This is a genomic window from Bovifimicola ammoniilytica, from assembly GCF_025567085.1.
GTDB classification, from domain to species: domain Bacteria; phylum Bacillota; class Clostridia; order Lachnospirales; family Lachnospiraceae; genus Bovifimicola; species Bovifimicola ammoniilytica.
This window is the reverse complement of record NZ_JAOQJN010000005.1, coordinates 159,624-182,645: the sequence shown is the minus strand read 5'-3', so window position 1 is coordinate 182,645 and position 23,022 is coordinate 159,624. Positions and strand designations below refer to the sequence as shown.

At 33.5% G+C, this 23,022-nt stretch carries 17 protein-coding genes and 1 pseudogene; 3 read left to right on the top strand and 15 right to left on the bottom strand.

Translation table 11 applies throughout. From position 1 onward, the window contains the following. Window positions 1-28: 28 nt before the first annotated feature. The 14 genes from galE to OCV48_RS08165 form a co-directional block, all read right to left on the bottom strand. Window positions 29-1,021 (bottom strand): UDP-glucose 4-epimerase GalE, encoded by a 993-nt coding sequence (gene galE / locus OCV48_RS08230; protein ID WP_147591639.1) that lies wholly within the window; start codon window positions 1,019-1,021, stop codon window positions 29-31. Window positions 1,022-1,054: 33 nt separating this feature from the next. Continuing rightward, a complete protein-coding gene (locus OCV48_RS08225; protein ID WP_147591638.1) occupies window positions 1,055-1,924 on the bottom strand; it encodes a PPK2 family polyphosphate kinase in 870 nt (289 codons plus the stop codon). A 515-nt stretch (window positions 1,925-2,439) separates the two neighbouring features. Continuing rightward, a complete protein-coding gene (locus OCV48_RS08220) occupies window positions 2,440-4,536 on the bottom strand; it encodes an ABC transporter permease (protein WP_147591637.1) in 2,097 nt (698 codons plus the stop codon). Beyond that, window positions 4,526-5,290, bottom strand: coding sequence for an ABC transporter ATP-binding protein (locus OCV48_RS08215; protein ID WP_147591636.1), 765 nt, complete (start codon window positions 5,288-5,290; stop codon window positions 4,526-4,528). Before OCV48_RS08215 ends, OCV48_RS08220 begins: the two co-directional genes overlap by 11 nt. Window positions 5,291-5,546: 256 nt before the next feature. Beyond that, complete coding sequence (locus tag OCV48_RS08210; RefSeq protein WP_147591635.1) at window positions 5,547-6,611, bottom strand: sensor histidine kinase; 1,065 nt, start codon at window positions 6,609-6,611, stop codon at window positions 5,547-5,549. Further along, window positions 6,602-7,282 (bottom strand): response regulator transcription factor, encoded by a 681-nt coding sequence (locus OCV48_RS08205; RefSeq protein ID WP_262559430.1) that lies wholly within the window; start codon window positions 7,280-7,282, stop codon window positions 6,602-6,604. The genes OCV48_RS08210 and OCV48_RS08205 overlap by 10 nt, the downstream gene beginning before the upstream one ends. 119 nt (window positions 7,283-7,401) lie before the next feature. Beyond that, window positions 7,402-8,412 (bottom strand): Abi family protein, encoded by a 1,011-nt coding sequence (locus OCV48_RS08200; protein WP_147591633.1) that lies wholly within the window; start codon window positions 8,410-8,412, stop codon window positions 7,402-7,404. Between the two features lie 288 nt (window positions 8,413-8,700). Further along, window positions 8,701-9,573 carry a phosphoribosylaminoimidazolesuccinocarboxamide synthase gene (locus OCV48_RS08195; RefSeq protein WP_147591632.1) on the bottom strand — a complete coding sequence of 291 codons (873 nt, stop codon included), beginning with the start codon at window positions 9,571-9,573 and terminating at the stop codon, window positions 8,701-8,703. A gap of 89 nt (window positions 9,574-9,662) precedes the next feature. Further along, a complete protein-coding gene (locus tag OCV48_RS08190; RefSeq protein WP_147591631.1) occupies window positions 9,663-10,250 on the bottom strand; it encodes a cytidylate kinase-like family protein in 588 nt (195 codons plus the stop codon). 212 nt (window positions 10,251-10,462) lie between these two features. Further along, complete coding sequence (locus OCV48_RS08185; protein WP_262559479.1) at window positions 10,463-11,818, bottom strand: MATE family efflux transporter; 1,356 nt, start codon at window positions 11,816-11,818, stop codon at window positions 10,463-10,465. 353 nt (window positions 11,819-12,171) lie between these two features. Continuing rightward, window positions 12,172-13,911: an ABC transporter ATP-binding protein gene (locus tag OCV48_RS08180; RefSeq protein ID WP_147591629.1), complete on the bottom strand. Its 1,740-nt coding sequence runs from the start codon at window positions 13,909-13,911 to the stop codon at window positions 12,172-12,174. After that, window positions 13,911-15,680, bottom strand: coding sequence for an ABC transporter ATP-binding protein (locus tag OCV48_RS08175; RefSeq protein ID WP_147591628.1), 1,770 nt, complete (start codon window positions 15,678-15,680; stop codon window positions 13,911-13,913). The genes OCV48_RS08180 and OCV48_RS08175 overlap by 1 nt, the downstream gene beginning before the upstream one ends. A 22-nt stretch (window positions 15,681-15,702) precedes the next feature. Continuing rightward, complete coding sequence (locus OCV48_RS08170; RefSeq protein ID WP_021983984.1) at window positions 15,703-16,686, bottom strand: helix-turn-helix domain-containing protein; 984 nt, start codon at window positions 16,684-16,686, stop codon at window positions 15,703-15,705. 360 nt (window positions 16,687-17,046) lie between these two features. After that, the gene (locus OCV48_RS08165; RefSeq protein ID WP_147591627.1) at window positions 17,047-19,656 is read right to left on the bottom strand and encodes a cation-translocating P-type ATPase; all 2,610 of its coding nucleotides are present in this window, start codon (window positions 19,654-19,656) and stop codon (window positions 17,047-17,049) included. Window positions 19,657-20,204: 548 nt separating this feature from the next. Between OCV48_RS08165 and OCV48_RS08160 the strand changes: the two genes are divergently transcribed. Beyond that, a complete protein-coding gene (locus tag OCV48_RS08160; protein ID WP_021983982.1) occupies window positions 20,205-20,918 on the top strand; it encodes an undecaprenyl phosphate translocase family protein in 714 nt (237 codons plus the stop codon). A gap of 164 nt (window positions 20,919-21,082) precedes the next feature. Next, window positions 21,083-22,057 carry an Abi family protein gene (locus OCV48_RS08155; RefSeq protein WP_021983981.1) on the top strand — a complete coding sequence of 325 codons (975 nt, stop codon included), beginning with the start codon at window positions 21,083-21,085 and terminating at the stop codon, window positions 22,055-22,057. Between the two features lie 120 nt (window positions 22,058-22,177). On the opposite strand, the gene OCV48_RS08150 is transcribed toward OCV48_RS08155, so the two are convergent. Further along, window positions 22,178-22,600 (bottom strand): (deoxy)nucleoside triphosphate pyrophosphohydrolase, encoded by a 423-nt coding sequence (locus OCV48_RS08150; RefSeq protein WP_147591626.1) that lies wholly within the window; start codon window positions 22,598-22,600, stop codon window positions 22,178-22,180. A gap of 252 nt (window positions 22,601-22,852) precedes the next feature. On the opposite strand from OCV48_RS08150, the pseudogene OCV48_RS08145 reads away from it, so the two are divergent. After that, window positions 22,853-23,020, top strand: a pseudogene (locus OCV48_RS08145) (helix-turn-helix domain-containing protein); the annotation flags it as partial. Window positions 23,021-23,022: the final 2 nt, after the last annotated feature.

Here is a 23,022-nt window from a genome sequence, read left to right as displayed (position 1 = left end):
GCCTTGTCCTATGTTAAACCTGCATTTACTAATCCTCAAAACCATTTTTATGTTCGCTGTGCCACTTCCATGCTGTCTCAATTATCTTAGATAAATCAGCATATTCCGGTTTCCAGCCAAGTACACTCTTAGCCTTATCACTTGAAGCTATGAGTGTTGCAGGATCACCTGCTCTTCTGCCTTCTTCTACTACTTTAATATCAGCTCCGGTTACTTTCCTAGCTTCATCTATTACCTGTCTTACCGTAAATCCAACGCCATTTCCAAGGTTAAATATATCACTCTTATTACCATCCATAAGATATCTTACTGCTAAAATATGTGCCTGTGCCAAATCAGTAACGTGTATGTAGTCTCTTACACATGTTCCATCTACTGTATCATAATCAGTTCCGAAAATGCTTATATGGTCACGTTTGCCACTTGCCGCCTGTAGAATCAGTGGAATAAGATGTGTCTCAGGATTATGGTCCTCGCCAATCTGTCCGCTTATATGTGCACCACATGCATTAAAATATCTCAACGATACAAAACGTAAATTATGTGCCACGCCTGTCCAATAGAACATTCTCTCCATAGATAATTTTGTTTCACCATAACAATTAGTTGGTCTGGTAGGATCAGTCTCTACAATAGGAATGCTCTGAGGTTCACCATAAGTTGCGGCTGTTGAAGAAAATACAACTTTATCAATTCCATGAGCCACAAGTGATTCTAACATTACCTTTGTTCCACATAAGTTATTATCATAATATTTCAAAGGATTAACCATACTTTCGCCAACCAATGAATTTGCTGCAAAATGAATTACTGCATCTATATTCTTCTCAGTATCTAATACACTGTCAACAAATGCTCTGTCTCTTAAATCTCCTTTATAAAATTTAGCTTGTGGATGTACAGCTTTCATATGCCCTGTCTCAAGGTTATCTATTATTACGACCTCATTTCCGGCATCGATTAACTCATATACAGTATGTGAACCTATATATCCTGCACCACCTAATACTAAAATTTTCATTTTATTCCTCCATTTCTAAGACGTTGTTCTTATCTATTTATCTCTTAATTCGTCTTCTAACATTTTTCTTGCTTCGTCAAAATTCTCCATTACTGCCTGACTTACCTTTGGAAAATTAGGTTTCATATCCTCTAATGTATCTAATATAATCTGGCTTACCAGATATCTCATATACCATTTATGGTCTGCCGGAATCACATACCATGGGCAATAATCCATCGCAGTCTGGTTAACTGCTTCTGCAAATGCCTTCTGATACTCTTCCCAGTATTCTCTTTCCTTAAGGTCAGATGAACTGAACTTCCAATATTTCTTAGGCTCATTTAAGCGTGACAAAAATCTTCTTGCCTGCTCATCCTTCGATACATTGAGATATATTTTAACAATTCTTACGCTATTATTGTATAGATATTTTTCAAAATTTCTGATATCTTCATATCTGTTCTTCATAACCTCGTTTAATTTCACATATGAAGCCCTTGGCTGGTTCTTATATAATTTATGGACTCTTCCAATGAGTACATCCTCGTAATGACTTCTGTTAAATATAGCTATCTGACCTTTCTCAGGTACGCAATGATGAACTCTCCATAGATAATCGTGTGCTAATTCTGTTGCATTGGGTGCTTTAAATGCATACTCCTTAACTCCATGAGGTGACAGACAACTCAAAACCGCCTGAATGGTTCCATCTTTACCTGCTGCATCCATCGCCTGAAATAAGAATATAATTCCTTCTCTCTTCTCAGCATAAAGCTTCTTCTGTAATTCATCAATCTTAGGGAGATTCTCATTCATCAGATTGACCGCTTCTTCTTTAGTAAGTCCGCCTGTTTCTTTTGTGTCAAATTTATCAGGGACAAATTTCTTGCTTCCATCATAAATATACTTTTTTATATTCATATTTACCTCTTTTCTCTGCATTTTCTATTATTTTTCACGTAAACGTACCTTAACTTTATTATGGTTAGTATTATAACATTTTATTACCGGCATTACAATTAACTACGATAGTTTATAATTATTTTATTAATTTTATATTTTTTTTATATATAATTCAATTTTTAGACAAATTTATCCCTTATAATGACAATTGTAAAGCAAACGAAAGGGGTTTGCTTTACACCTCTCAATGTTATAACAGTGAAAGCTGTTATACATATACCCAATACATCCTACATCTTTTTATCCCCATTGATCACAAGCCATTGAAGGAAGGCTCATCAATGGGGATTACAATTTTTCCTACCAGAAAAGAGTTTTGTATATAACAGATTTTAATACCAGAATTATTCAGGCATTAAAACCTTTACATACAAAACTCTTTTATTTATTCAAAACTGCATTTGTTTGGTTAAGATACATCATTTGTCAAATGAATTTGATAATATATCTTAACAATGCCAACGAAATTTTATTTACACATTTTTCTTAAATCCAACATAGGTTGCTATAAAATATATAACATACACTCCAAAGAATACCAATGCTGAAATCCCGAAATAATACATACCACTTCCTGAAACACCCGTATATTTTACGAAATTATTTCCAGCAAATACTGCAATAATTCCGCTTATTATAAGTGATACGATTCCCGGAATCATATAATATCCAAGTAACTGTTTTAAGATTATTCTATTAACACTTCTTTCGCTAAGTCCTAATTTACGGAGAATAACATATCTGCATCTGTATTTTGATGAATCACTCAACTGTTGTACTGCTAAAATGGTAAGTGCTACACAGACAAATACAATTCCTACATATGCTATTGGAAAAACAATTGCTGTTATGACAAATTTCATCTCATTAGTCATTGGCGCTGATACTAACACATCTGCAAAAACTGCAATTATATTATCAGTTCCATAACCGCCAAGAGTAACATCATCCCATTCTTCATTACTACTAATCTTACCCTCCCTGACTAACTTCTGAAATTCTTTCTCAGGCATAATCCCATTTTTCTTCTGTCTTATGTCATCTAATTTATCACTAAGTTTATTATCCGGAGCATTAATAACACTGGCTGCAAGATTCGTATAATATGGTGTCATCTTCTCTGCTGCGCTGTCAGGAACTACAATCAGGTAATCTGCACCATTTATTCCGTTTTGTGAAATGCTGTCAGTATATATCTTAGAAAACCTGAGTTCCTTATCACCAGCTTCCACTTTTGTATTAAGTATTTCTCCTTTCAAATCATTTTTCATTCTCTTCTTAATATTAATGGCGTACTCATTCTCATGTAATGTAATCTCTTCGTATCCAAGCATTTTTCTTAACGCATTATAATCACTAAGACTTATAAATGTATCATAATCATAGTATTCATCTCCGTCATTTTTAACAGCTTCTTCATCTAATTTTCCATCTTTAGTTCTGTATATTTTTCTTATCGTAGATGCATTTACATAGAGAAAATCATTTATTTTATGACTTCCATTCTGGTAAATGTGATAAATTAACTTTTCTTTTATTCCTGCCAGTTCCTCTATGGCTTCCATTTCTTCCTTGAAATCTTCATTTACGTTATTACTATATACAAGCACATCAAAAGGCATTATATTCTTAAGCTCGGTATCCTGGTATTTTGCAAACATCATGGCAATGGTTCCACCAAGAATTGCACACGTAAGTAATATTGTAAGGCTTCCCATTGTGAAACGCATTGTACTTAATTTTGAAGAAAGTTGTCTGTAGATAAATAAATTATTATTCTTATAGACTCTTCTGCTGCCTTTTTGGACACATCTTGCTATATATCCCGCAATTCCAAAGTAAATCATATAAATAGAAATGATAAGTCCTATGCTCATAAGAATTACACCTGACACAGTGTATCTGCCCTCAAATAATTTAATAAAAAACAGAATTATATACGCAAGCGAACCAAAGAAAAGCCATTGTGATAAAACAGGACTTCCCTGCTTAATCTTTTCATTCTCCTTATCCATTTTCATTAATTCTGAAATATTCATTTTCTTAAACTTTCGTTTATTACGAAATAGTGCAAGAAGATAACAGCCAAAATAGCAACAGATTGTCATTAATACAGATAATCCCTGCACATCTATTTTCACCTTGTATTCTATGTTAAATACGCTATAGAATATCGTCATAATTATCTGCTGCAGAAACATTCCCGCCACAGAACCAATCACGAACCCGATAGTTCCCATTATAAGATTCTCTTTCATATATAAATGCGATATTTCTTTCCGCTTCATTCCTAGCAGCAGATATGTTCCGAATTCCTTACTTCTCTTCTCAAGCATAAATTTCGCCATATAATTGATAAGCCAAGCCACAATTAACACTATGAAAAATGTCGCAATTCCAAGCATTACCGCCATAATTCCTGCTTCACTGCACATATTTCTTACTTCTTTGCTGAAAATCATTGAATTAAATGCGAACATCATAGCTGCAATTATAGTCATTGTAATAATATATATAAGATAATCTTTTAAAGACCTCTTAGCATTTCTGAAAGCGAGTTTACTTAACATCTTTGTCACCTCCGGTCAATGCAAGAATGTCTAATATTTCATTTAAGAAATCACGTCTGCTCTTATCGCCTTTCACCAGTTCATTAAAGATTTTGCCGTCCTTAAGAAATAATATCCGATCACAATAGCTTGCCGAAAATGCATCGTGTGTAACCATAAGTATAGTAGCCTGCATACTCTTGTTTATCCTTGTAAATGTCTCAAGCAACGTCTGTGCTGCTTTAGAATCTAACGCCCCTGTTGGTTCATCAGCAAGTAAAAGCGACGGATTATTTATAAGCGCTCTCGCACAGGCACATCTCTGTTTCTGCCCACCGGATACCTGATACGGAAACTTATCACGTATTCCACTAATTCCTAGCAGACTTAACATCTCATCTACTTTTTCTTTTATTTCTTTCTTACGTTTCGTATGAAATGTCATTGCTAACGCAACATTTTCTCCAATCGTAAGTGTATCTAACAGATTAAAGTCCTGAAATACAAACCCTAAATTATCTCTTCTGAAATCAGATAATTTATCTTCATTTAAACCGGTTATATCTGTTTCGCCATAGTAAATGTGTCCCGCAGTTACTTTATCAATTGTAGACATCATGTTAAGCAATGTAGATTTACCGGAGCCTGATGCACCCATAATTCCGACAAATTCACCTTTATCCACATCAAAGCTTACTCCGTCAACAGCCTTTGTTACATTACTGCCCTCTCCATAATATTTTTCGACTTCATATACTTTTATATATTCACTCATTTTTACCTCATTTCCAAGCCACCGAAATATATTCAAAAGTTTATCTTAGTTTAATATAAACTATTTGATTCTTTTAATCTTAACGGCTTTATTTTTACTAAAATGAGTCTACTACCTTTTTAAATTTTCTTGTATCACTTTAGATTTCACTAATCTTACAATTTCGTAAGATTATATGCATTTACCTAACAGACTTTTAGCGAAGTCGAACGTCTATGCCGCACGATACGTCATAAATCGAGTGTGTAGTATGGACTTACAACTTCGCATAATCTGAATCAGGAAATATAAGAATCATTCGTGTATATCTGCCTTCCTCTGACTCACATCTGATTCCGATATCTAACTTATCGCACAGATTTTTACACAGGTACAAACCTATTCCTGTTGCTTTTTTATTCCTATTATATTCTAATGAATTGTCTTTTTTGATGTTATTTTCTTTCTCGATATCTCTTCTGCCGTTACTTCCCGTAAAGCCTTTCTCAAATATCCTGCCGATATCTTCCTTAGGTATTCCAATTCCATTATCTTCTATTATGAGTTCTATATTTTTATCCTGCTTATTTGTTGTTATATCTATATGTGCATTTTCATTTGCACGATATTTGATGGCATTTAAGAATATCTGGTTAAGCAGGAATTCTATCCATTTCTCATCTGTCGAAACCATTATGTCATCGAATTCAACATTTACCTGCATTTTTCCCTGAATGAAATACAGCTTATTTCTTCTTACAGAATTTAATACAACATTTTTAAGATTAATGCTATGTATCATATAATCTTTATATACCTGCTCCATTCTGGCATAATACAGGACATTTTCCACCTGATTTTCAATTATTCCGGTTTCTCTCTGAATTTTCTTCGTATAATCATTCTTATTATTTTCGCATATGAGATTAATGGCAGTTAACGGAGTCTTGATGTCATGAACCCAGCTTTCAATATATTCCTTATATTCTGACTGTGATTTCTTCAAATCTCTTATCTCTTCTATTACTGATTTATTAGATGTGTGTATTATTTCTCTGTAGATTTTGTCATAAATGCTGTTGCCTTTATCCATTACTTCTGCTAGAAGATATGGCTTATCAAGATTTTTTAGGGTATCATCTATTTTATTAAAATATTTTCTCTTAATTATATAGTCCACGCTCAGATAAGTAACTAAAATTATACCCCACGCTGCAAGTATTAATATTACATTTGTAAGATAGTTGCCTGTCGAAATGAGGTACAGACTAAGTGCCATCATAGATGCCATATTTATAAGTATTACAATTATTTTGTCTGATAAATAATCTGTCAGCCGCATATGTAGCCCATTCCTCTCTTAGTCTGTATAAGTTTTTCTTCATCTAATCCTTTTAATTTATTTCTTATTCTTGTAACATTTACACTCAAGGCATTGTCATCAATAAATACGTCATTGTCCCACAAGTAGTCAATCAGTTCTTCCCTTGAAATTATCTTGCCTTTATTTGCAAATAGATAATAAAGTATTTTCATTTCATTTTTCGTAAGCTCTGATTTCTTATTATCCTTATAAATCAATGCAACAGATGTGTCCAGGCATACATTTCCACATTCTAATATAGTGTCTGACTTCTTATCAGATGATTTCTTAGTCCGCTTGAGTAATGCGGCAATTCTTGCAAGTAATATCGGTGGTTGATATGGTTTACTGATGTAATCGTCACCACCACGAATAATACAGTTAAGCTCGTCCATTGAAGTGTTATTTCCCGTTACAAATATGATAGGGACATCTGACTTCTCTCTTAGACGGTCGCATATCGTAAGACCGCTTATTCCCTCTAAATTAACGTCTAGCAAAACCATATCAGGGTTCACGTTTAATATATCATCTGCAGCATTTTTGTAATCTGTAGTTGTGCGTACTTCGTATCCTGACGTATTTAGTAATAATTTTAATTCTTCGCGAATGTTGTCATCATCTTCAACTATGTAAATAATCGGTGTCACCCTCTTTTCTATAAAAATAAAAGACACCCACATAATTGTAAGTGCCTTTCAACCAAAATCCATCTGGTTATCTCTGTATTAGTATATTATCATAACACTTTTTTTATTACAAGTCTTTTTTATATCTTTTTATCAAATGTATTATAATTGATTTTTTCCTTTGGTAACTCAATTAATATTTGTAAATCTTCTATATTTTTAATTCCCATTTGTCCTCTTATATTATCAAAAGCATTTTTCGGAACAGACTTTTCTAATGCATTTACCATTCCTATAAATTCTATCATCATACACTTGAATTCAGAAGCCGGCAAATAATATTTAAAATAAACCATCAAATCCATCAACTTCTTTTCAGTATCTTTCATATATGATGGTTTTATCATTTTAAAATAATTTTCTTTTATTCGCCCCTTTTTATTTTTATTTTTTGTTTCTGTAATACAATATATTCTTTCATTATGCGCACACGAATTTCTTACTTTTCTAAGCCAATGCAAACTACCTATTAGCAATTTTACATTTGGATATCCATTTTCATCTTTCATTCCATATAATTCGCACAAACTATGTTTTACTATTGTTTTGCTATTATTCAATATATCAATGAATGTAGAAAAATTAACTACCTTAATCATTATCCATGTAGGTATAGCTGTGTGTTTGTCCATATAAAATCTCACATAATCTAACTGACTTTTACTTAACTCACTATATGCTGATGAAATAGCACTTATCTTGTTTTGCAACCTTGCTTCATCTGAATATGCTTTAGCATCATACCATGGAATCTTTCCATTTTTATTGCATTGGTCAAATTTATAACTCGTTAATGTTCTCACTTCTTCTTCAATTTGTGTAATGTACCTTAAAAGAAAGTTTCTCAATTTTTCATCAAATCTTTTCAGCTCATAAATATTAGATAAATCTGTATTTGGCAAATATATGTAGTTTCCATTAATATCTTTATCACAGATAAATGGATTTTTATATCCATTAACAATATTAAAATATCCCATTCGAACAAGAATTTCCTTATCTTTAGAACTTTTATTACAGGATATTTTCTTATCATTACGTAACTTTTTTAATTGTTGGTTATATGTTAAAAAATTTTTGTCATCACTCATAAATAACTCCTTATCTCTTTATTTTTCTATAAATTGCTTCATATGAAATGGTAAATTACTCCTTCCAGATAATCCAATACAATTTTTAACAAAAGAGATGCTTTTTGAACAGACATTCTATTCAAAAAACATCTCTTAATATTCCTTTATGTTTATTACCATCAAGTTAGTTTCTTTTCAAAAAATCACCTTTTAGCAATATCATATCTTAAACTTCGTCAAATAAGGCATTTTATAGATTTTCATGACTGTGTTGCATTTATAATTTATTCACTAGCCTTAAATTAATTATTCAAATTTCTTTCCTGTAATTAATTCAAATGCTTCTTTATATTTATCAACTGATTTCTCAACAACTTCATCCGGAAGATGATAATCACTGTCCGGGTTCTGTTTTAACCAGTCTCTTACATACTGTTTATCGAATGAAGGCTGTCCCTGTCCAGGTTTGTAACCTTCTAATGGCCAGAATCTTGAGCTGTCTGGTGTAAGCATCTCATCACCAAGAACTACATTTCCATTCTCATCTAAACCAAATTCGAATTTTGTATCTGCAATAATAATTCCCTTGCTTAATGCATATTCTGCACATTTCTTATAAAGTGCAATTGTGCAATCCATAATCTTCTTAGCATATTCTTCGCCTTTTCCAGGGTGAAGCTTCTCAAGAATCTCTACGCTATCTTCAAAAGTAATATGTTCATCATGGTCGCCTAAATCTGCTTTAGTTGTTGGTGTATAGATTGGTTCAGGTAACTTGTCTGATTCCTGTAATCCCTCTGGAAGCTTAATTCCACATACAGTACCGTTTTTCTTATAGCTTTCCCAGCCACTACCTGTTATATATCCTCTAACGATACATTCGATTGGAAGCATATCTAATTTCTTACACATCATACTGTTTCCATCGTATTTCTCATTCTGGAAGAATTCAGGCATATCTTTAACATCTACAGAAATCATATGGTTTGGAACAATATCCTTTGTGAAATCGAACCAGAACTTAGACATCTGTGTAAGAATTGCACCTTTCTTATGTACAACATTCTTAAGAATAACATCAAAAGCTGATATTCTGTCTGTAGCAACTATGATAAGGCTGTCTCCGTTATCATATACTTCACGTACTTTACCCTCTTTAATAGGTTTAAATTCTTTCATTGCATTAATCTCCATTTCTGTGATTTATTTCTTTATGAATATAATACAATAAATCTATAATAAATCAATGTCTATTTTCAACAAAATTTTTAGAGATTATAAAGTTCCTCTATAATATCAATACATTTTTCATATCCAATTTCACTGCTATTTAACGAAATTGTGTAATTTTTAGAAAGTCCCCACTGTCTTTCAGTATAATATTTATAATTAACACTTCTTCGCTTATCTATATCGTGGATAAGTTTTTTTGCCTCCTCTTCTGTCTTATTATACAATTTACTGATTCTTGCAATCTTTTCTTCCATATTTCCACATATATATACATTTATACATTCCTTATAATCCTTGAAAATGTAGTCAGCATTTCTTCCAACTATAACACATGGACCTTTCTTTACTGCATCAATTAGAATTTCCCTTTGAGCCGCATACAGAATATCATCGATTGATTCTCCATTTTGATTTCTGCCAATCAGACCATATGCAAAAATATTTTTAAGATGTGCATATTCGCCTTTCTGCTCTATAAATTCTTCTGCGAGGCCCGTTTTCTCTGCAACCTCACTAATTATCTTTTTGTCATAAAATTGTATTCCAATTCTTTTAGCAAGCTGTTCACCGATAAAACGTCCGCCACTGCCAAATTCTCTGCTGATTGTAACTATTTTATTCATATTAACCTCTTTTCTGAGCGACTTGTCGCGAAGAGGCAGTCAGAAATTCGCGTAGGCGATTTCTGACTTGCCATAAAAGCTATTTGCTTTCGCTCCGAAACAAATAGCTATGTGAAAAATAATTGCATCAGCATTATTTTTCACATTGACCTCTTTCTGAATTCTCATTTCTATTTAGTTTTTATTTAATTAATTTTCATATAATTTCTTATTTAGTTAAGTTCACTTAATTTAGTCCTGTTAATTCGCTTCATTAATAAATATGCCACAAATGCCGTAACCGCCTCGGTTATCGGAAAACATGTCCATATTAACCATATCTTATCAGAATTTTTAATCGCAATGTTTGAAAATAAATATGCTAAAGGAAGCACTATTATACACTGTCTGAGTACCGATATAATCAGGGATTCCAAGCCGCTGTCGATGGCCTGATAGATTCCCTGGTATGCAATATTTATTCCTGCAAATACGAAACTTATTGAAACAATACGCATTGCATCAATACATAGGTTCTGGGTATTTCCTGACAGTCCAAATACTGCCGACAACTGATTTGCAAAGATTTCAAGTACCACCATACCCACAAACATAATTATGAATGTATATAACATTCCATATTTAATTCCGTCTTTAACACGTTTCTTACTTCTCATACCATGATTAAATGATACAACCGGTGTTATGGCATCTCTTAATCCAAATGCAGCAAAGAGAACAAACTGCTGGATCTTATAATATAATCCATACGCAGTTACCACTGATTCATTAATTCGTACAAATATAATATTTAAAGCATATGTCATAAGCGACATTAGTGCCTGCGAGATAATTGCCGGCAGACCAATTGCATATATTTCCTTTATTATTGTAAATGATGGTTTCTTATATCTTAATGAATTGTCAATTTCGACATTGAATTTCAAATGAAATATGAGTGCTGTCACAAATGATACTATCTGTCCGATTACAGTCGCATAAGCTGCACCCTTTACTCCATATTCCTTAAAGCCACTTAAACCATAGATAAGTACCGGGTCTAAAATAATATTTACGACAGCGCCAAGAATCTGTGCAATTGTTGAATATAACGAACGTCCTGTCGCCTGTAATAATTTCTCAAATATTGAGAAAAATGTAATACCAAATGAAATTACGCAACAGATTCTAAGATAATCAACTGCCATTTCTCTTATGAGTACATTTTTCGTCTGCGTTGATATATATGCTCTCACTCCGACCATTCCGTATATCAGAAAAATAATATATATCACAGTTGCAAGAAAAATACTGTTTCCTGCGACTTTACTTGCTTTCTCTTTATTGCCCTGTCCTAGACTTTTTGCAAGTAATGCATTAGTTCCGACACCTGTACCAATAGCAATTGCCACCATTAACATCTGAATTGGAAACGCAAGGGTCAGAGCATTTAATGCTGCTTCGCCATTTCCTTTCATATTTGAAACAAATGCACTGTCAACAATATTATATACAGCCTGCAATGCCATTGATAAAATCATCGGAATTCCCATACTTAGCATTAATTTGTTAACCGGCATACTTGCCATTTTGTTGTCCCTTTTGCTATTTCCTTTCTCTAAATTTTCAGAAATATTGTTTTCCACTTCATCTTCCTCCATTTCTTTTAACTAAGAAGAATATCGCTTTGCGATATTCTGTGCCACTTTTGCAACATTTTGCATTACCTTTTCATAATTTTTATGTTTATGATGCTTTATGCAACATTTTTCTCTGCAAAAGTGTGCACATTCCTGCGAAGCTTTTTGTTGCATAGGAAATACTAAGAAATTTCTTATACAACAAAAAAGCACGTAAGCCCATTCCTGGACTTACGCGCTTCGCAACTCGGATATTTCGGATTATAGCAAAACTTTTTCTTGATGTCAAACTAAAATAATTTCTAATTCATCTTCCACTCCGCACTCTTAAGCTGCATACTCATCATATGTTTATATATACCATTCTTAGCTTCAAGCTCTGCAGGACTTCCCTGTTCAGCTACAACGCCATCTTTCAGAACGACAATCTTATCTGCACTTGCCACAGTTCTCATTCTGTGTGCAATTATAAGAACAGTTTTATTCTTAATTAACTCAGAAAGCGACTGCTGAATCAAAGTCTCATTATCTACGTCAAGAGATGCTGTTGCCTCATCAAGAAGAATAATAGGAGCATCTTTCAAGAACGCTCTGGCTATTGAGATTCTCTGGCGTTCACCACCTGATAATTCCGAACCATTTTCACCAATCATTGTGTTATAGCCATCAGCCAGTTTCTCTACAAACTCATCACAGTGTGCTAATTTAGCGGCTGCTATAACCTCCTCGTCAGTTGCATCTTTCTTACCGATTCGTATATTTTCCATAACAGTATTGTTAAATAAAGTAACATCCTGAAATACAATCGAATACAGGGACATAAGTTTCTCAGGATCAATCTTCGATATATCCATTCCACCAACAGTAATCTTACCTTTATTAATATCCCAGAATCTTGCTGCAAGTCTTGATACAGTTGTCTTACCACCACCTGATGGTCCGATTAAAGCTGTAACTTCGCCCTGTTTTGCACATAATGACGCATCACTAAGTACATTATCTTCACCATCATATCCGAATGCAACATGGTCAAATACGATATCACAACCCTTATTTGTCAATTTCTCTGAACCTGTCTGTATACTGTGTGACAAGATTTCATCCATTCTTCTGCAAGGTACATCTGCTGATATAATTGCTGCAAGATTCTGTAATGACATCTGCATAGGATCATATAATCTTGACACCAGAAGTAAGAACATAAAGAATTTAAATATATCGATTTTGCCTTTTGATAGAAGTATTCCACCCACAAGGGCAACAGTTGCGATTCCCACTTTTAAAATCATCTGGGCTGAACCTACGAACACTGCTGTTCCAAACTCAGTGACTATTGAATGTTTCTCAACTGCCTTAATCTTCTTATCCAGTCCTGTCATATAGCTTTCACTTGCATTGTTAGCTCTTAAATCTCTAAGTGTTTCTAAACACTCCTGTATACCATCTGCAAGATTCATTTTAAGTCTCATATGATTTTCATTTAATTTCTTTTGTACATTTGCAGAACTTAATACAATGATAAATGCAATAGGTAAAACCCATAACGCTGCAATTGCCATTCTCCAGTCAATAAAGAAAAGGCTTATTGATACAATAAGTGTCGAAATCATTGCTCCTATTAATTCAGGAATCCAATGTGATGATGCAGTCTCAAGCGTGGCACAATCAGCCATAATTGTACTTGTCAGATCTGACAAATCTTTTTTACCAAAATAAGAAAGAGGTAATTTTCTTAACTTTTCGGCGAGCGTTGTTCGTCTGACTCCGCTTTCCACATAAGTAGAAAGGAATGTTGCATTATATTGAATATAAGTTGTTATCGCTATTAATAACAGACAGATAACACTTCCAATAATATAAAGAATTCTCTTATTAGAAGTTACATCATTGTTTATAAAATCTTTAACAATATAATAAAGTAAACCAACAGGAAGCATAAGAACAATATTTGACACAGTTACGGAAATAAATGCCTTTATCATATCCTTTGCACCCTTAGGTGACAACGCATATTTATGTTGTAATTTTTCGTTTAAATTCATTATCTCACACCTACCTTCCAATTTACTGATTTATTGTATTCAGACCACATATGAGTATATATTCCGCCTTTATTATTTAACTCATTATGTGTTCCCTGCTCTGCAATCCTGCCCTCTTTTAATACATATATCTTATCAGCATTTGTAACAGTTGACAGTCTGTGTGCTATCATAATAACTGTCTTGCCTTTTGAAAGATTTGCAAATGCCTCCTGAACCTTAGCCTCATTGTCAGGGTCCGCAAATGCTGTAGCCTCATCTAATACAAGAATCGGTGCATCTTTTAACATTGCTCTTGCGATACTGAGTCGCTGTGCTTCTCCACCTGACACGTATGTACCATCTGAGCCAATCATTGTATCTATACCTTTTGGCATTTTTGCGATAATATCCTCACATTGTGCATCTTTAAGAGCCTTAAGAACTTCTTCTCTTGTTGCATCAGGTTTACTTAATCTTACATTATCAAATATTGACATTTTAAGTAACTTACTATCCTGAAATACAAATGAAACTGTGTTCATAAGTTCTTTGCCTGCGATATCTTTGACATTTGTTCCGCCAATGTTTATTTCACCCTCATTAACGTCCCAGAATCTTGCGATAAGACTTGCAAGTGTTGTCTTACCACCACCTGATGGTCCAACGAGTGCAATATGTTCACCTGATTTAATATTCATATTAATGTCAGTTAATGCATTGCTCTTAGCATCATCATATCTGAAAGAAATATTATTTACGGATACGGAATAATCCTGTGGAGGCTTTGGTGCAGAAGGCTCTTCAAGAGGCTTCATATTAGTTATTCCCTCAATTCTCGAAAGAGCATCTTCCACAAGCATATTATTCTCACTTGAGAACATAATTTTATTAAGTGTAACTGTAATGATAGGTGTTATAATTACATAGAATGTGAAATTCAAAATAAAATCTTTAGTTACGTCATTTCTGGTAATCACAAAGCCTGCAAGCATAAGAACTGCGAACACTGAATTAATAATTGTTGTATACAATGTCATTGGCATTCTAAGGTCTAATGTATAAGAAATTACCCATTTCTCATACCCTTTAATTGCCTCTTTAAATCTCTTAAACGAAAACACTGACTGTCCAAATGTTTTAACAACCGGAACACCTCTTACATATTCTACAGCTTCATTTGACATTGTCTCTAAGGAATTCTGGTATTCCTTCATCTTCTCTTTCATCTTTTCACCTGTCATCGAACCCATAATTAGGAATGCAAGTACAGTAGGGATAAGACTTAAAAGTCCAAGTTTCCAGTCAAATGCTATAAGTAAGACTAACAAACCTACAGGTGTAGCCATTGCACCTGCCATATCAGGAAGCTGATGTGCAAGGTATGTCTCTGTGGCGGCACTTGATTCATTTACTATTTTTCTGACTTTACCACTTCCCTCTCTGTCCATAAAACCTAAAGGAAGTGTAAGGATATGTCGCATTACTTTTGACCTCATATTTGCCTGAACTCTGAAGGCTGCAATATGTGAACACATGAGTGCAGATATGTAAATAAGCATTGAACCTATTGCAAAGCCAACCGCTGTCCAGCCGTATTTACTAAGATTCTTTGCATCACCATAAAAAGGTGCCACATCAAGTATTTCTTTGATAATTCTCCAGATATAATAAAATGGGACTAGTGCTAACCATGCACTAATCACAGAAAGTACTAATGAAGCCATAGTCAGGTACTTAAAATTTCCTGCATAGTCAAACAATTTTGACATTGCACTTTTTTTCTTCATTTTTAAACATCTCCTTTTTTGTTTATAGCGGTAGTGTACTGTTATTTTTTCTATATTGCAGCGGCGTTACTCCCATAATCTTTTTAAATGCTGCCGCAAATTTGCTTGGACTGTCATATCCGACATGCCCTGCAATCTGTGAAACATTTTCATTAGAACCGTTTCTAAGTAATGTTGCTGCTCTGTTAATCCTGTATGTCTGAATATATTTATATATTGGACTTCCATAAATTGATTTGAAACATTCCTTTAATGTTGTCGCTGATATATCATATTTTTCTGACAATTCTTCGATAGTATAATGATATGTAAGGTTATGTGTAATCAATTCATGTATGTTCTTTACCTTTTCCACCTGACTTTTGTAGAAATATGGTTTGTCAAATTTATCATTATCGATTTCTAAGGCGTCTAAATACAACAGCAATTCAAAAACCTTTATTCTGTAATACTCTTTTCTTATCTTCGATGGAACTTCATAAAGTTCCGAGAAAATATGTTCAATTTCCTTGCTCGCCTTTATAATATGTGGCTTATCATTGTCACAGAATTTTTTCTGAATGTCTGACAGCTTCACTGGAAAATTATTAAGTTCATTTGCCAGTTGTTTATCAGCTACAGGTCGATAAAAGCATATTCCTATTCCGTGATAGTGATTTAATGGAAAATTAACATTGCCTGCATGATATTTTCTGATATCTACACACAAATCGCCTTTTTCAATATAGTAATATGCGCCTGCCCTTAATTCACTTTCCATACAACCCTCACGACAATGATTAATGCAAAGTAAATCAGTAGATGTCGCATCAAATTCCGATATACACGATGACATATGAAAATCACTATACATAACAATTACACCTGGAAATACATTGTACATAGTTATGAGTCCATCACCTGAAGAGTTCTTCATTTTCCAAATTTCACAATCTTCGCTCTTAAATATCTCTTCTGCCCTGTTTTCCCTTGCTATATTTTCAAAAATTTTTTCTTCATCATTCATATTAAATTTTGATTAGTCACCTCTTCCTTTAGTTAGCATATACTAACCTATGTATAAAAAAAAATATTCTCTTTTTATTTGTTTTTGTTCTGAAACAAATAGTTATGGAAAATTCATTTTCATCAGAATTATTTTCACACTATTTATCGTAATGATTTTATAATATTTAAAACATTATTTCTACTCCATTTAGTCAAAAATAATCCTTTTAGTTATGTATCTCCCAAAATTCTCCGGGAGATACATATATTTTCCTATTTTGATTTATTTATATTTATTCTGCTTCTACCTGCTTTACCTTTATTTATACGCTTTATTTAATTTTATTTAAAAGTTGAGTTTCTTCCTTGCATTTTATCGCTATATCAATGTTTTTAACCATTTAAGCAGTTGTATAATCAGGAAATCAGCTGCCGCAAGTGCATATATAATCAGTAATTGTGCGATACTCAAAGTCTGTACTTTTAATGCTGTATGAAATACCGGAATCATAAGAACTGAGCTCATAAGGATTACTCCTGTCAAAAACGAACCAATCAGCCATTTATTTGAAAATAAGTTATTAAATATAACCGGTTTATCTGATTTACAGTTAAAACCATGGAATAATCTGCCCATACATAATGTTCCAAATGCCATTGTACTTGCAAGCAAAGCATTATTATCTCTGTAACCAATCATAAATGCAGTCATTGTCGTAACTGCTATAACTAAGCCTTCGATTCCAACATTTATCAGGAAATCTTTAGTCATAATGCTTTCATTTCTGTCTCTTGGCGGTTTCTTCATCACATCTTTATCACCCTTTTCAAATCCTAATGCTATCGCTGGGAGACTGTCGGTGAGCAGATTTATAAATAGCAGATGAACTGGTGCAAACGGAACAGGCAGCATCGCAATTGATGCGAATAAAACTGCAAGTATTCCTGCAAAATTACCTGATAGCAGAAATTGTATCGAATTTTTGATATTCTGGTATATATTTCTTCCATTTTCTATTGCCTTGACTATTGTCTGGAAATTATCATCTGTAAGCACCATTGCTGCCGCATCTTTCGATACTTCACTTCCTGTAATTCCCATGGCCACGCCAACATCTGCCTGCTTAAGTGCAGGTGCATCATTCACGCCATCACCTGTCATCGCAACTATATTTCCCTTAGCCTGCCACGCCTTTACAATTCTTATCTTATGTTCCGGAGAAACCCTCGCGTAAACCGATATATTTTCTACGAAATTCTCAAGTTCTTCATCACTCATTTTATCTATCACACTACCCTCGCATGCCTCATCAGCATTTTCTAAGATTCCAATTCTCTTAGCAATTGCTGCCGCAGTGACCTTATAATCTCCGGTAATCATTATTGGCTTTATGCCCGCTTCCTTACACTCCTGCACTGCTGACTCCGACTGCTCTCTTGGCGGGTCTACCATAGCAGCAAGCCCTAGGAATGTGAGGTTATCTTCGTCATCTATTGTTAAGTCATATGATTTATAATTCTTATATGCAACAGCTAAAACTCTCATTCCTTTTTGGGAAAATTCTATGTTTTTCTTCTCGATTTCTCTCTTATCTTCGGCATTAATCTGTCGTACTATACCTTTATCCTCTATATTAGCAAGTCTTGATAAGATAATGTCTGTTGCACCTTTTGTTATCATTATTAAATTGCTATTATTCATATCAGACATATCATTAACATTATTAATAGTGCTGTCATTTACAATAACATTCAAAGTTGACATCAATTTTCTGTCACTGTCAAATGGATTCTCAGAAATTCGCTTATTATCTGCACGAAATTTCTCAACCGATATTCCTAAGTTCTCCGCCCATACCACAAATGCGACTTCTGTAGGGTCGCCAATCTGCTCATCATCTCTGATTGATGCATCATTGCATAAGATACTGTATTTAGCAAGTTTCAAATTGTCGTCATTAAGACAATAGGCATCTTCTATGGTCATCTTGTTCTGTGTCAGTGTTCCTGTCTTATCCGAGCAAATAACAGATATGCTTCCAAGTCCCTCAACTGCCTGAAGTTTTCTGATTATCGCATTTTCTTTGGCCATCTTCTGTGTTCCAAATGACAATACAATAGTTACAATAGAACTAAGTGCTTCTGGAATTGCCGCTACCGCCAATGCTACTGCGAACATAAACGCATTTTCAATATTTTCCCCCTGAATAATATTAAGTGTGAACAATATCGCACAGAAAATAAGTATTATTATAGATAACTTCTGACCAAATTTATCTAATGATATCTGTAATGGTGTTCTTTTCTCAGAAGTCGCTTTCAACAGACTTGCGATTTTACCAATCTCCGTATTCATTCCGATTGATGTAACGATATAACTTCCCCTTCCAAATGACACTAAGCTACCCGAATAGACCATATTAGTTCTTTCTGCAAGCGGCTTCTCCTCTTCAATAACTGTGTCGGTTTTATCAACCACAAGGCTTTCCCCAGTTAGCATACTCTCATCTATCTTAAGTCCTGCTGATTCTATAATTCGTCCATCTGCCGGAACATAATCTCCGGCTTCTAAACAGACCACATCACCAATTGTTAATTCTTTTGAACTTATTTTCATAACCTGTCCGTCTCTTATAACCTTTGCCATCGGCATCGATAACTCTTTAAGGCTCTGCAAAGAATGTTCTGCCTTAATGGTCTGAACCGTTCCAAGTATTCCGTTCATCGTAATAACAACTAATATTACAACACTGCTTTCCACATCTCCTAATGCTGCTGATACTATTGCTGCAATAATAAGTATTATTACAAGAAAATCTGCAAATTGCTTTAGAAATACCTGAAAAACATTTTTCTTTTTCTCCTCTACTAATTCATTTAAACCGTATTCCTGCTGTCTCTTGGCAATCTCTTCATTTGTTAATGGTTCTGTTTTACCATTTAGTTTTTGTCTGACTTCATTTGATGTCATCTGATACAACTCTTTCATCTCTTACCTCCATTTCTTTGCATAAAACAAAAAGTGTTTCTTCGTATAAATCAAAAATGAGACCTTTACTGCACACAAAATGTACAGTAAAAGTCTCACTATTTAATTACGACGCGGATATGTCGCCATATCGGGATTGACACAGTCGTAAACGTTTTGATTCATAATTAAACGCCAGTTACTCCCTCTTACAAGAGTTTCACAATATTTAATTGGTTCAATGTATTCTACAATATACTATGCAATATTTCAAGACTTATTTTAATTTTCATAATAATATTTTTATTAGCTCAACCTTCGCACATACATATTGTCGCCAATATTCGTCTATTAAAGTAGATTTGACAGATATAAATATTAATGTCTAATTACTCTTTCTGATGAATATCTTTATTATAATCTACCATCATTATATTGTAAATGTAGGAATTATATATCAGAATCTCGTGAGTATGTTTCACAAAATATTTCACTACACATTTTAATTAATTTAATTCTACTATCATTACACATATATCTTAAAACTATAAGTCAGAGGTAAAATATTTATGAATATTATATTATTCTTAAAAGGACTTTTTATAGGTTCTACGATGACCATTCCTGGTGTCTCTGGTGGAACCATGGCTATTATATTAGGTGTATATGAAGATTTAATTCATAACGTCAATCAGATTAAAAAGGAGCCTTTTAAAAGTGTACTTTTTCTTTGCAACATCGGACTGGGCGGGCTTATTGGGTTCGTTGCATTTGCAAGGGTTATATCCTATCTTCTCGCAAATCCTGCAACTGGTATCTATGTCAGAGTTATATTTGCCATCATCGTCTTATGTGGTATTCCGTTATTAGTTAAGAAATCCGGTATAACAAAGCTGTCCATAGTCCATATCCTGTGGCTTTTTCTCGGTCTGTTTCTGGTTCTGTCACTTTCAATTATTCCTAAAGGACTTTTCGCCTCAGGTTCAGGTCTTTCATTTATTATTATGCAGTTTCTCGGTGGCATTATCGTCGCTATCGCTCTGGTACTTCCTGGAATCAGTGCATCTCATATGCTGTATATTCTCGGTCTTTACACCACAGTCCTTGAAAATGTATACACTTTCAAATGGCTGTCTCTTATTCCATTGCTACTCGGAATTATTATCGGTACGTTTGCAACTGCAAATGTGCTAGAGCGACTTATAAATAAATATACTGAGAATACTTATATGGTTATTATTGGTTTTGTGATGGGGTCTGTGGTTGGATTGTTTGGTGGGTGAGGACTGATGGTGTAATTTATACTACATACCATAAGTTATAACAAAAAATCATTAAAATATCAGCGTTACCTTTATTCCTAGCATCTTATCAATGTTTTATTATTGCATTGTCATCTTTTTACTGATATACTTGTTATATACACCAAAAGAAAGAAGGTTACTAAATGGGGAGACCTCAAACAATAAATGGATTAATGCGTCATTTACGAAATGATTGTAATATACAGATAAAAGGTAGTTTTCAAAAGCAACAGTTGATTAGTTATGGATATTATCATGGATATAAGGGATACCGCTTCATAAAAAACCAACATAACCAGATTCCATACACAAACTTTAGCGAAGTGGTCGCTGTTATTGAATATGATAACAATCTGAAAGCAGCTTTATATTCTGATCTTATGTTTATTGAAACCGCAATCAAAAATATTGTCTGTAATGAATCTGTAAATGGCTTAAAAATTGGTACATTTGAATATGTCTACAAAGAGCGCATGAAGGACAATCCAACAAATACAAATTTACAATCTAAACGTCTTAAACTAAGAAACTCTGTATATTTAAAATTATCTACACGCTACCACGATGAAGGGGACAACGATAATCAAATGGTTCGTCATTTTTACAATCGTGGTGAGGATTTACCTCTATGGGTTGTTTTTGAAATATTGTATCTGAGTGATCTTGCAAGATTTTTTGAATGCTTGAACACATCTATGCGCGAACATATAATGACACAATTAGACATGTTTGATATTACTATTGATACTAATAGAAATCTACTAAGTAATATACTATATACCATAAAATCATTACGCAATTCTGTTGCTCATAACAATATAGTTTTTGACACAAGGTTCAAAGATAGAAAAATCAGCTCTGTATTAAAAAAATGGGTTGAAAAAGAGACATGCATTCAAAATATAACTTTATATTCTTTAATTGATTACATAATCATTGTATGTTGTCTACTGAAACGTATTGATTTCAGTTCTCAAAGAGCCAAACAACTTGTTACTGCATACAAGTCACAAAATCAGCTTCTCAAAAAGCAAGTAACTCCAGCTATTTATTCACAGATAATACAACAAAACGTTTCTCAAAAAGTTATAGCTTTAGAAGCATATCTCAACACATAAATAAGAAATATTTATTATTTACCTTGCATATTTTCAGAATTTATTGTATATTATAGTTATTGAAAGAGGTGTATGTTTTCGGACTACACTGGGGAAGTCACTCTGTGGCTTCCTTTTATGTTACTTATTTTTATCTTGCTTCATTTCATCCCTAACACTATCTACAATAGAAATATCCGCTGGTAACCATTCAACATTATATAGTTCATCTTGTGTCAGCCATCTTGCCGCTTCATGTTCTTTTAAGATTATTTTATCAGATTCTAAACTACACCAATAACAAGCCATAGAAAGATGAAACGTATCATAATCATATTCGACCGTGTCGATTAACTTATCTACTGAAATCTTAGTATCCAGCTCTTCTTTAATTTCTCTTATCAATGCTTCCTGTGGTGTTTCACCAGGTTCTATTTTACCTCCAGGAAATTCCCAGCCTCCCTTAAATTCTCCATAGCCTCTCTGTGTCGCTAATATAACAGATTGTCCATTTTGATTTTTTGAACATATTACTGCTGCAACAACTTTTATAATCTTTTTCATATTTTTATTATTAAGCTCCATTCTGTAGATTTTATATTATACTTTTAAAAAGGTTACATTATTTCTTACTGTTTATTGTTTATAATGATATATTGTATAATAATATTCAAATTTTACTATTCAATGAAAATTCGTAATGTGAATTTTTAAATTCCAGTTTCCTAACCCTAAAATCATCAAATTCGGAATTTACTCTTGCACATAGTTTCTGTTACTATATCCATGGTTATCTGTCTGTCAGAAAGGATTACCATGAACAAAAATAAGAATACCATTCATAATCAAAAACATTTAACACTGACAGAACGAATTTATATTGAACAGGAACTGGTACAAGGAAGTACATTCAGCTCCATTGCGTCTATCATAGACAAAGACCCTTCCACCATCTCTAAGGAAGTAAAGCGCGCACGAATTATTGA

Bases quoted from the DNA above. Each gene is read 5' to 3' on its own strand.
- galE (WP_147591639.1), bottom strand. From the start codon at position 1,021: ATGAAAATTTTAGTATTAGGTGGTGCAGGATATATAGGTTCACATACT.
- OCV48_RS08225 (WP_147591638.1), bottom strand. From the start codon at position 1,924: ATGAATATAAAAAAGTATATTTATGATGGAAGCAAGAAATTTGTCCCT.
- OCV48_RS08220 (WP_147591637.1), bottom strand. From the start codon at position 4,536: ATGTTAAGTAAACTCGCTTTCAGAAATGCTAAGAGGTCTTTAAAAGAT.
- OCV48_RS08215 (WP_147591636.1), bottom strand. From the start codon at position 5,290: ATGAGTGAATATATAAAAGTATATGAAGTCGAAAAATATTATGGAGAG.
- OCV48_RS08210 (WP_147591635.1), bottom strand. From the start codon at position 6,611: ATGCGGCTGACAGATTATTTATCAGACAAAATAATTGTAATACTTATA.
- OCV48_RS08200 (WP_147591633.1), bottom strand. From the start codon at position 8,412: ATGAGTGATGACAAAAATTTTTTAACATATAACCAACAATTAAAAAAG.
- OCV48_RS08195 (WP_147591632.1), bottom strand. From the start codon at position 9,573: ATGAAAGAATTTAAACCTATTAAAGAGGGTAAAGTACGTGAAGTATAT.
- OCV48_RS08190 (WP_147591631.1), bottom strand. From the start codon at position 10,250: ATGAATAAAATAGTTACAATCAGCAGAGAATTTGGCAGTGGCGGACGT.
- OCV48_RS08185 (WP_262559479.1), bottom strand. From the start codon at position 11,818: ATGGCAAGTATGCCGGTTAACAAATTAATGCTAAGTATGGGAATTCCG.
- OCV48_RS08180 (WP_147591629.1), bottom strand. From the start codon at position 13,911: ATGAATTTAAACGAAAAATTACAACATAAATATGCGTTGTCACCTAAG.
- OCV48_RS08175 (WP_147591628.1), bottom strand. From the start codon at position 15,680: ATGAAGAAAAAAAGTGCAATGTCAAAATTGTTTGACTATGCAGGAAAT.
- OCV48_RS08170 (WP_021983984.1), bottom strand. From the start codon at position 16,686: ATGAATGATGAAGAAAAAATTTTTGAAAATATAGCAAGGGAAAACAGG.
- OCV48_RS08165 (WP_147591627.1), bottom strand. From the start codon at position 19,656: ATGAAAGAGTTGTATCAGATGACATCAAATGAAGTCAGACAAAAACTA.
- OCV48_RS08160 (WP_021983982.1), top strand. From the start codon at position 20,205: ATGAATATTATATTATTCTTAAAAGGACTTTTTATAGGTTCTACGATG.
- OCV48_RS08155 (WP_021983981.1), top strand. From the start codon at position 21,083: ATGGGGAGACCTCAAACAATAAATGGATTAATGCGTCATTTACGAAAT.
- OCV48_RS08150 (WP_147591626.1), bottom strand. From the start codon at position 22,600: ATGAAAAAGATTATAAAAGTTGTTGCAGCAGTAATATGTTCAAAAAAT.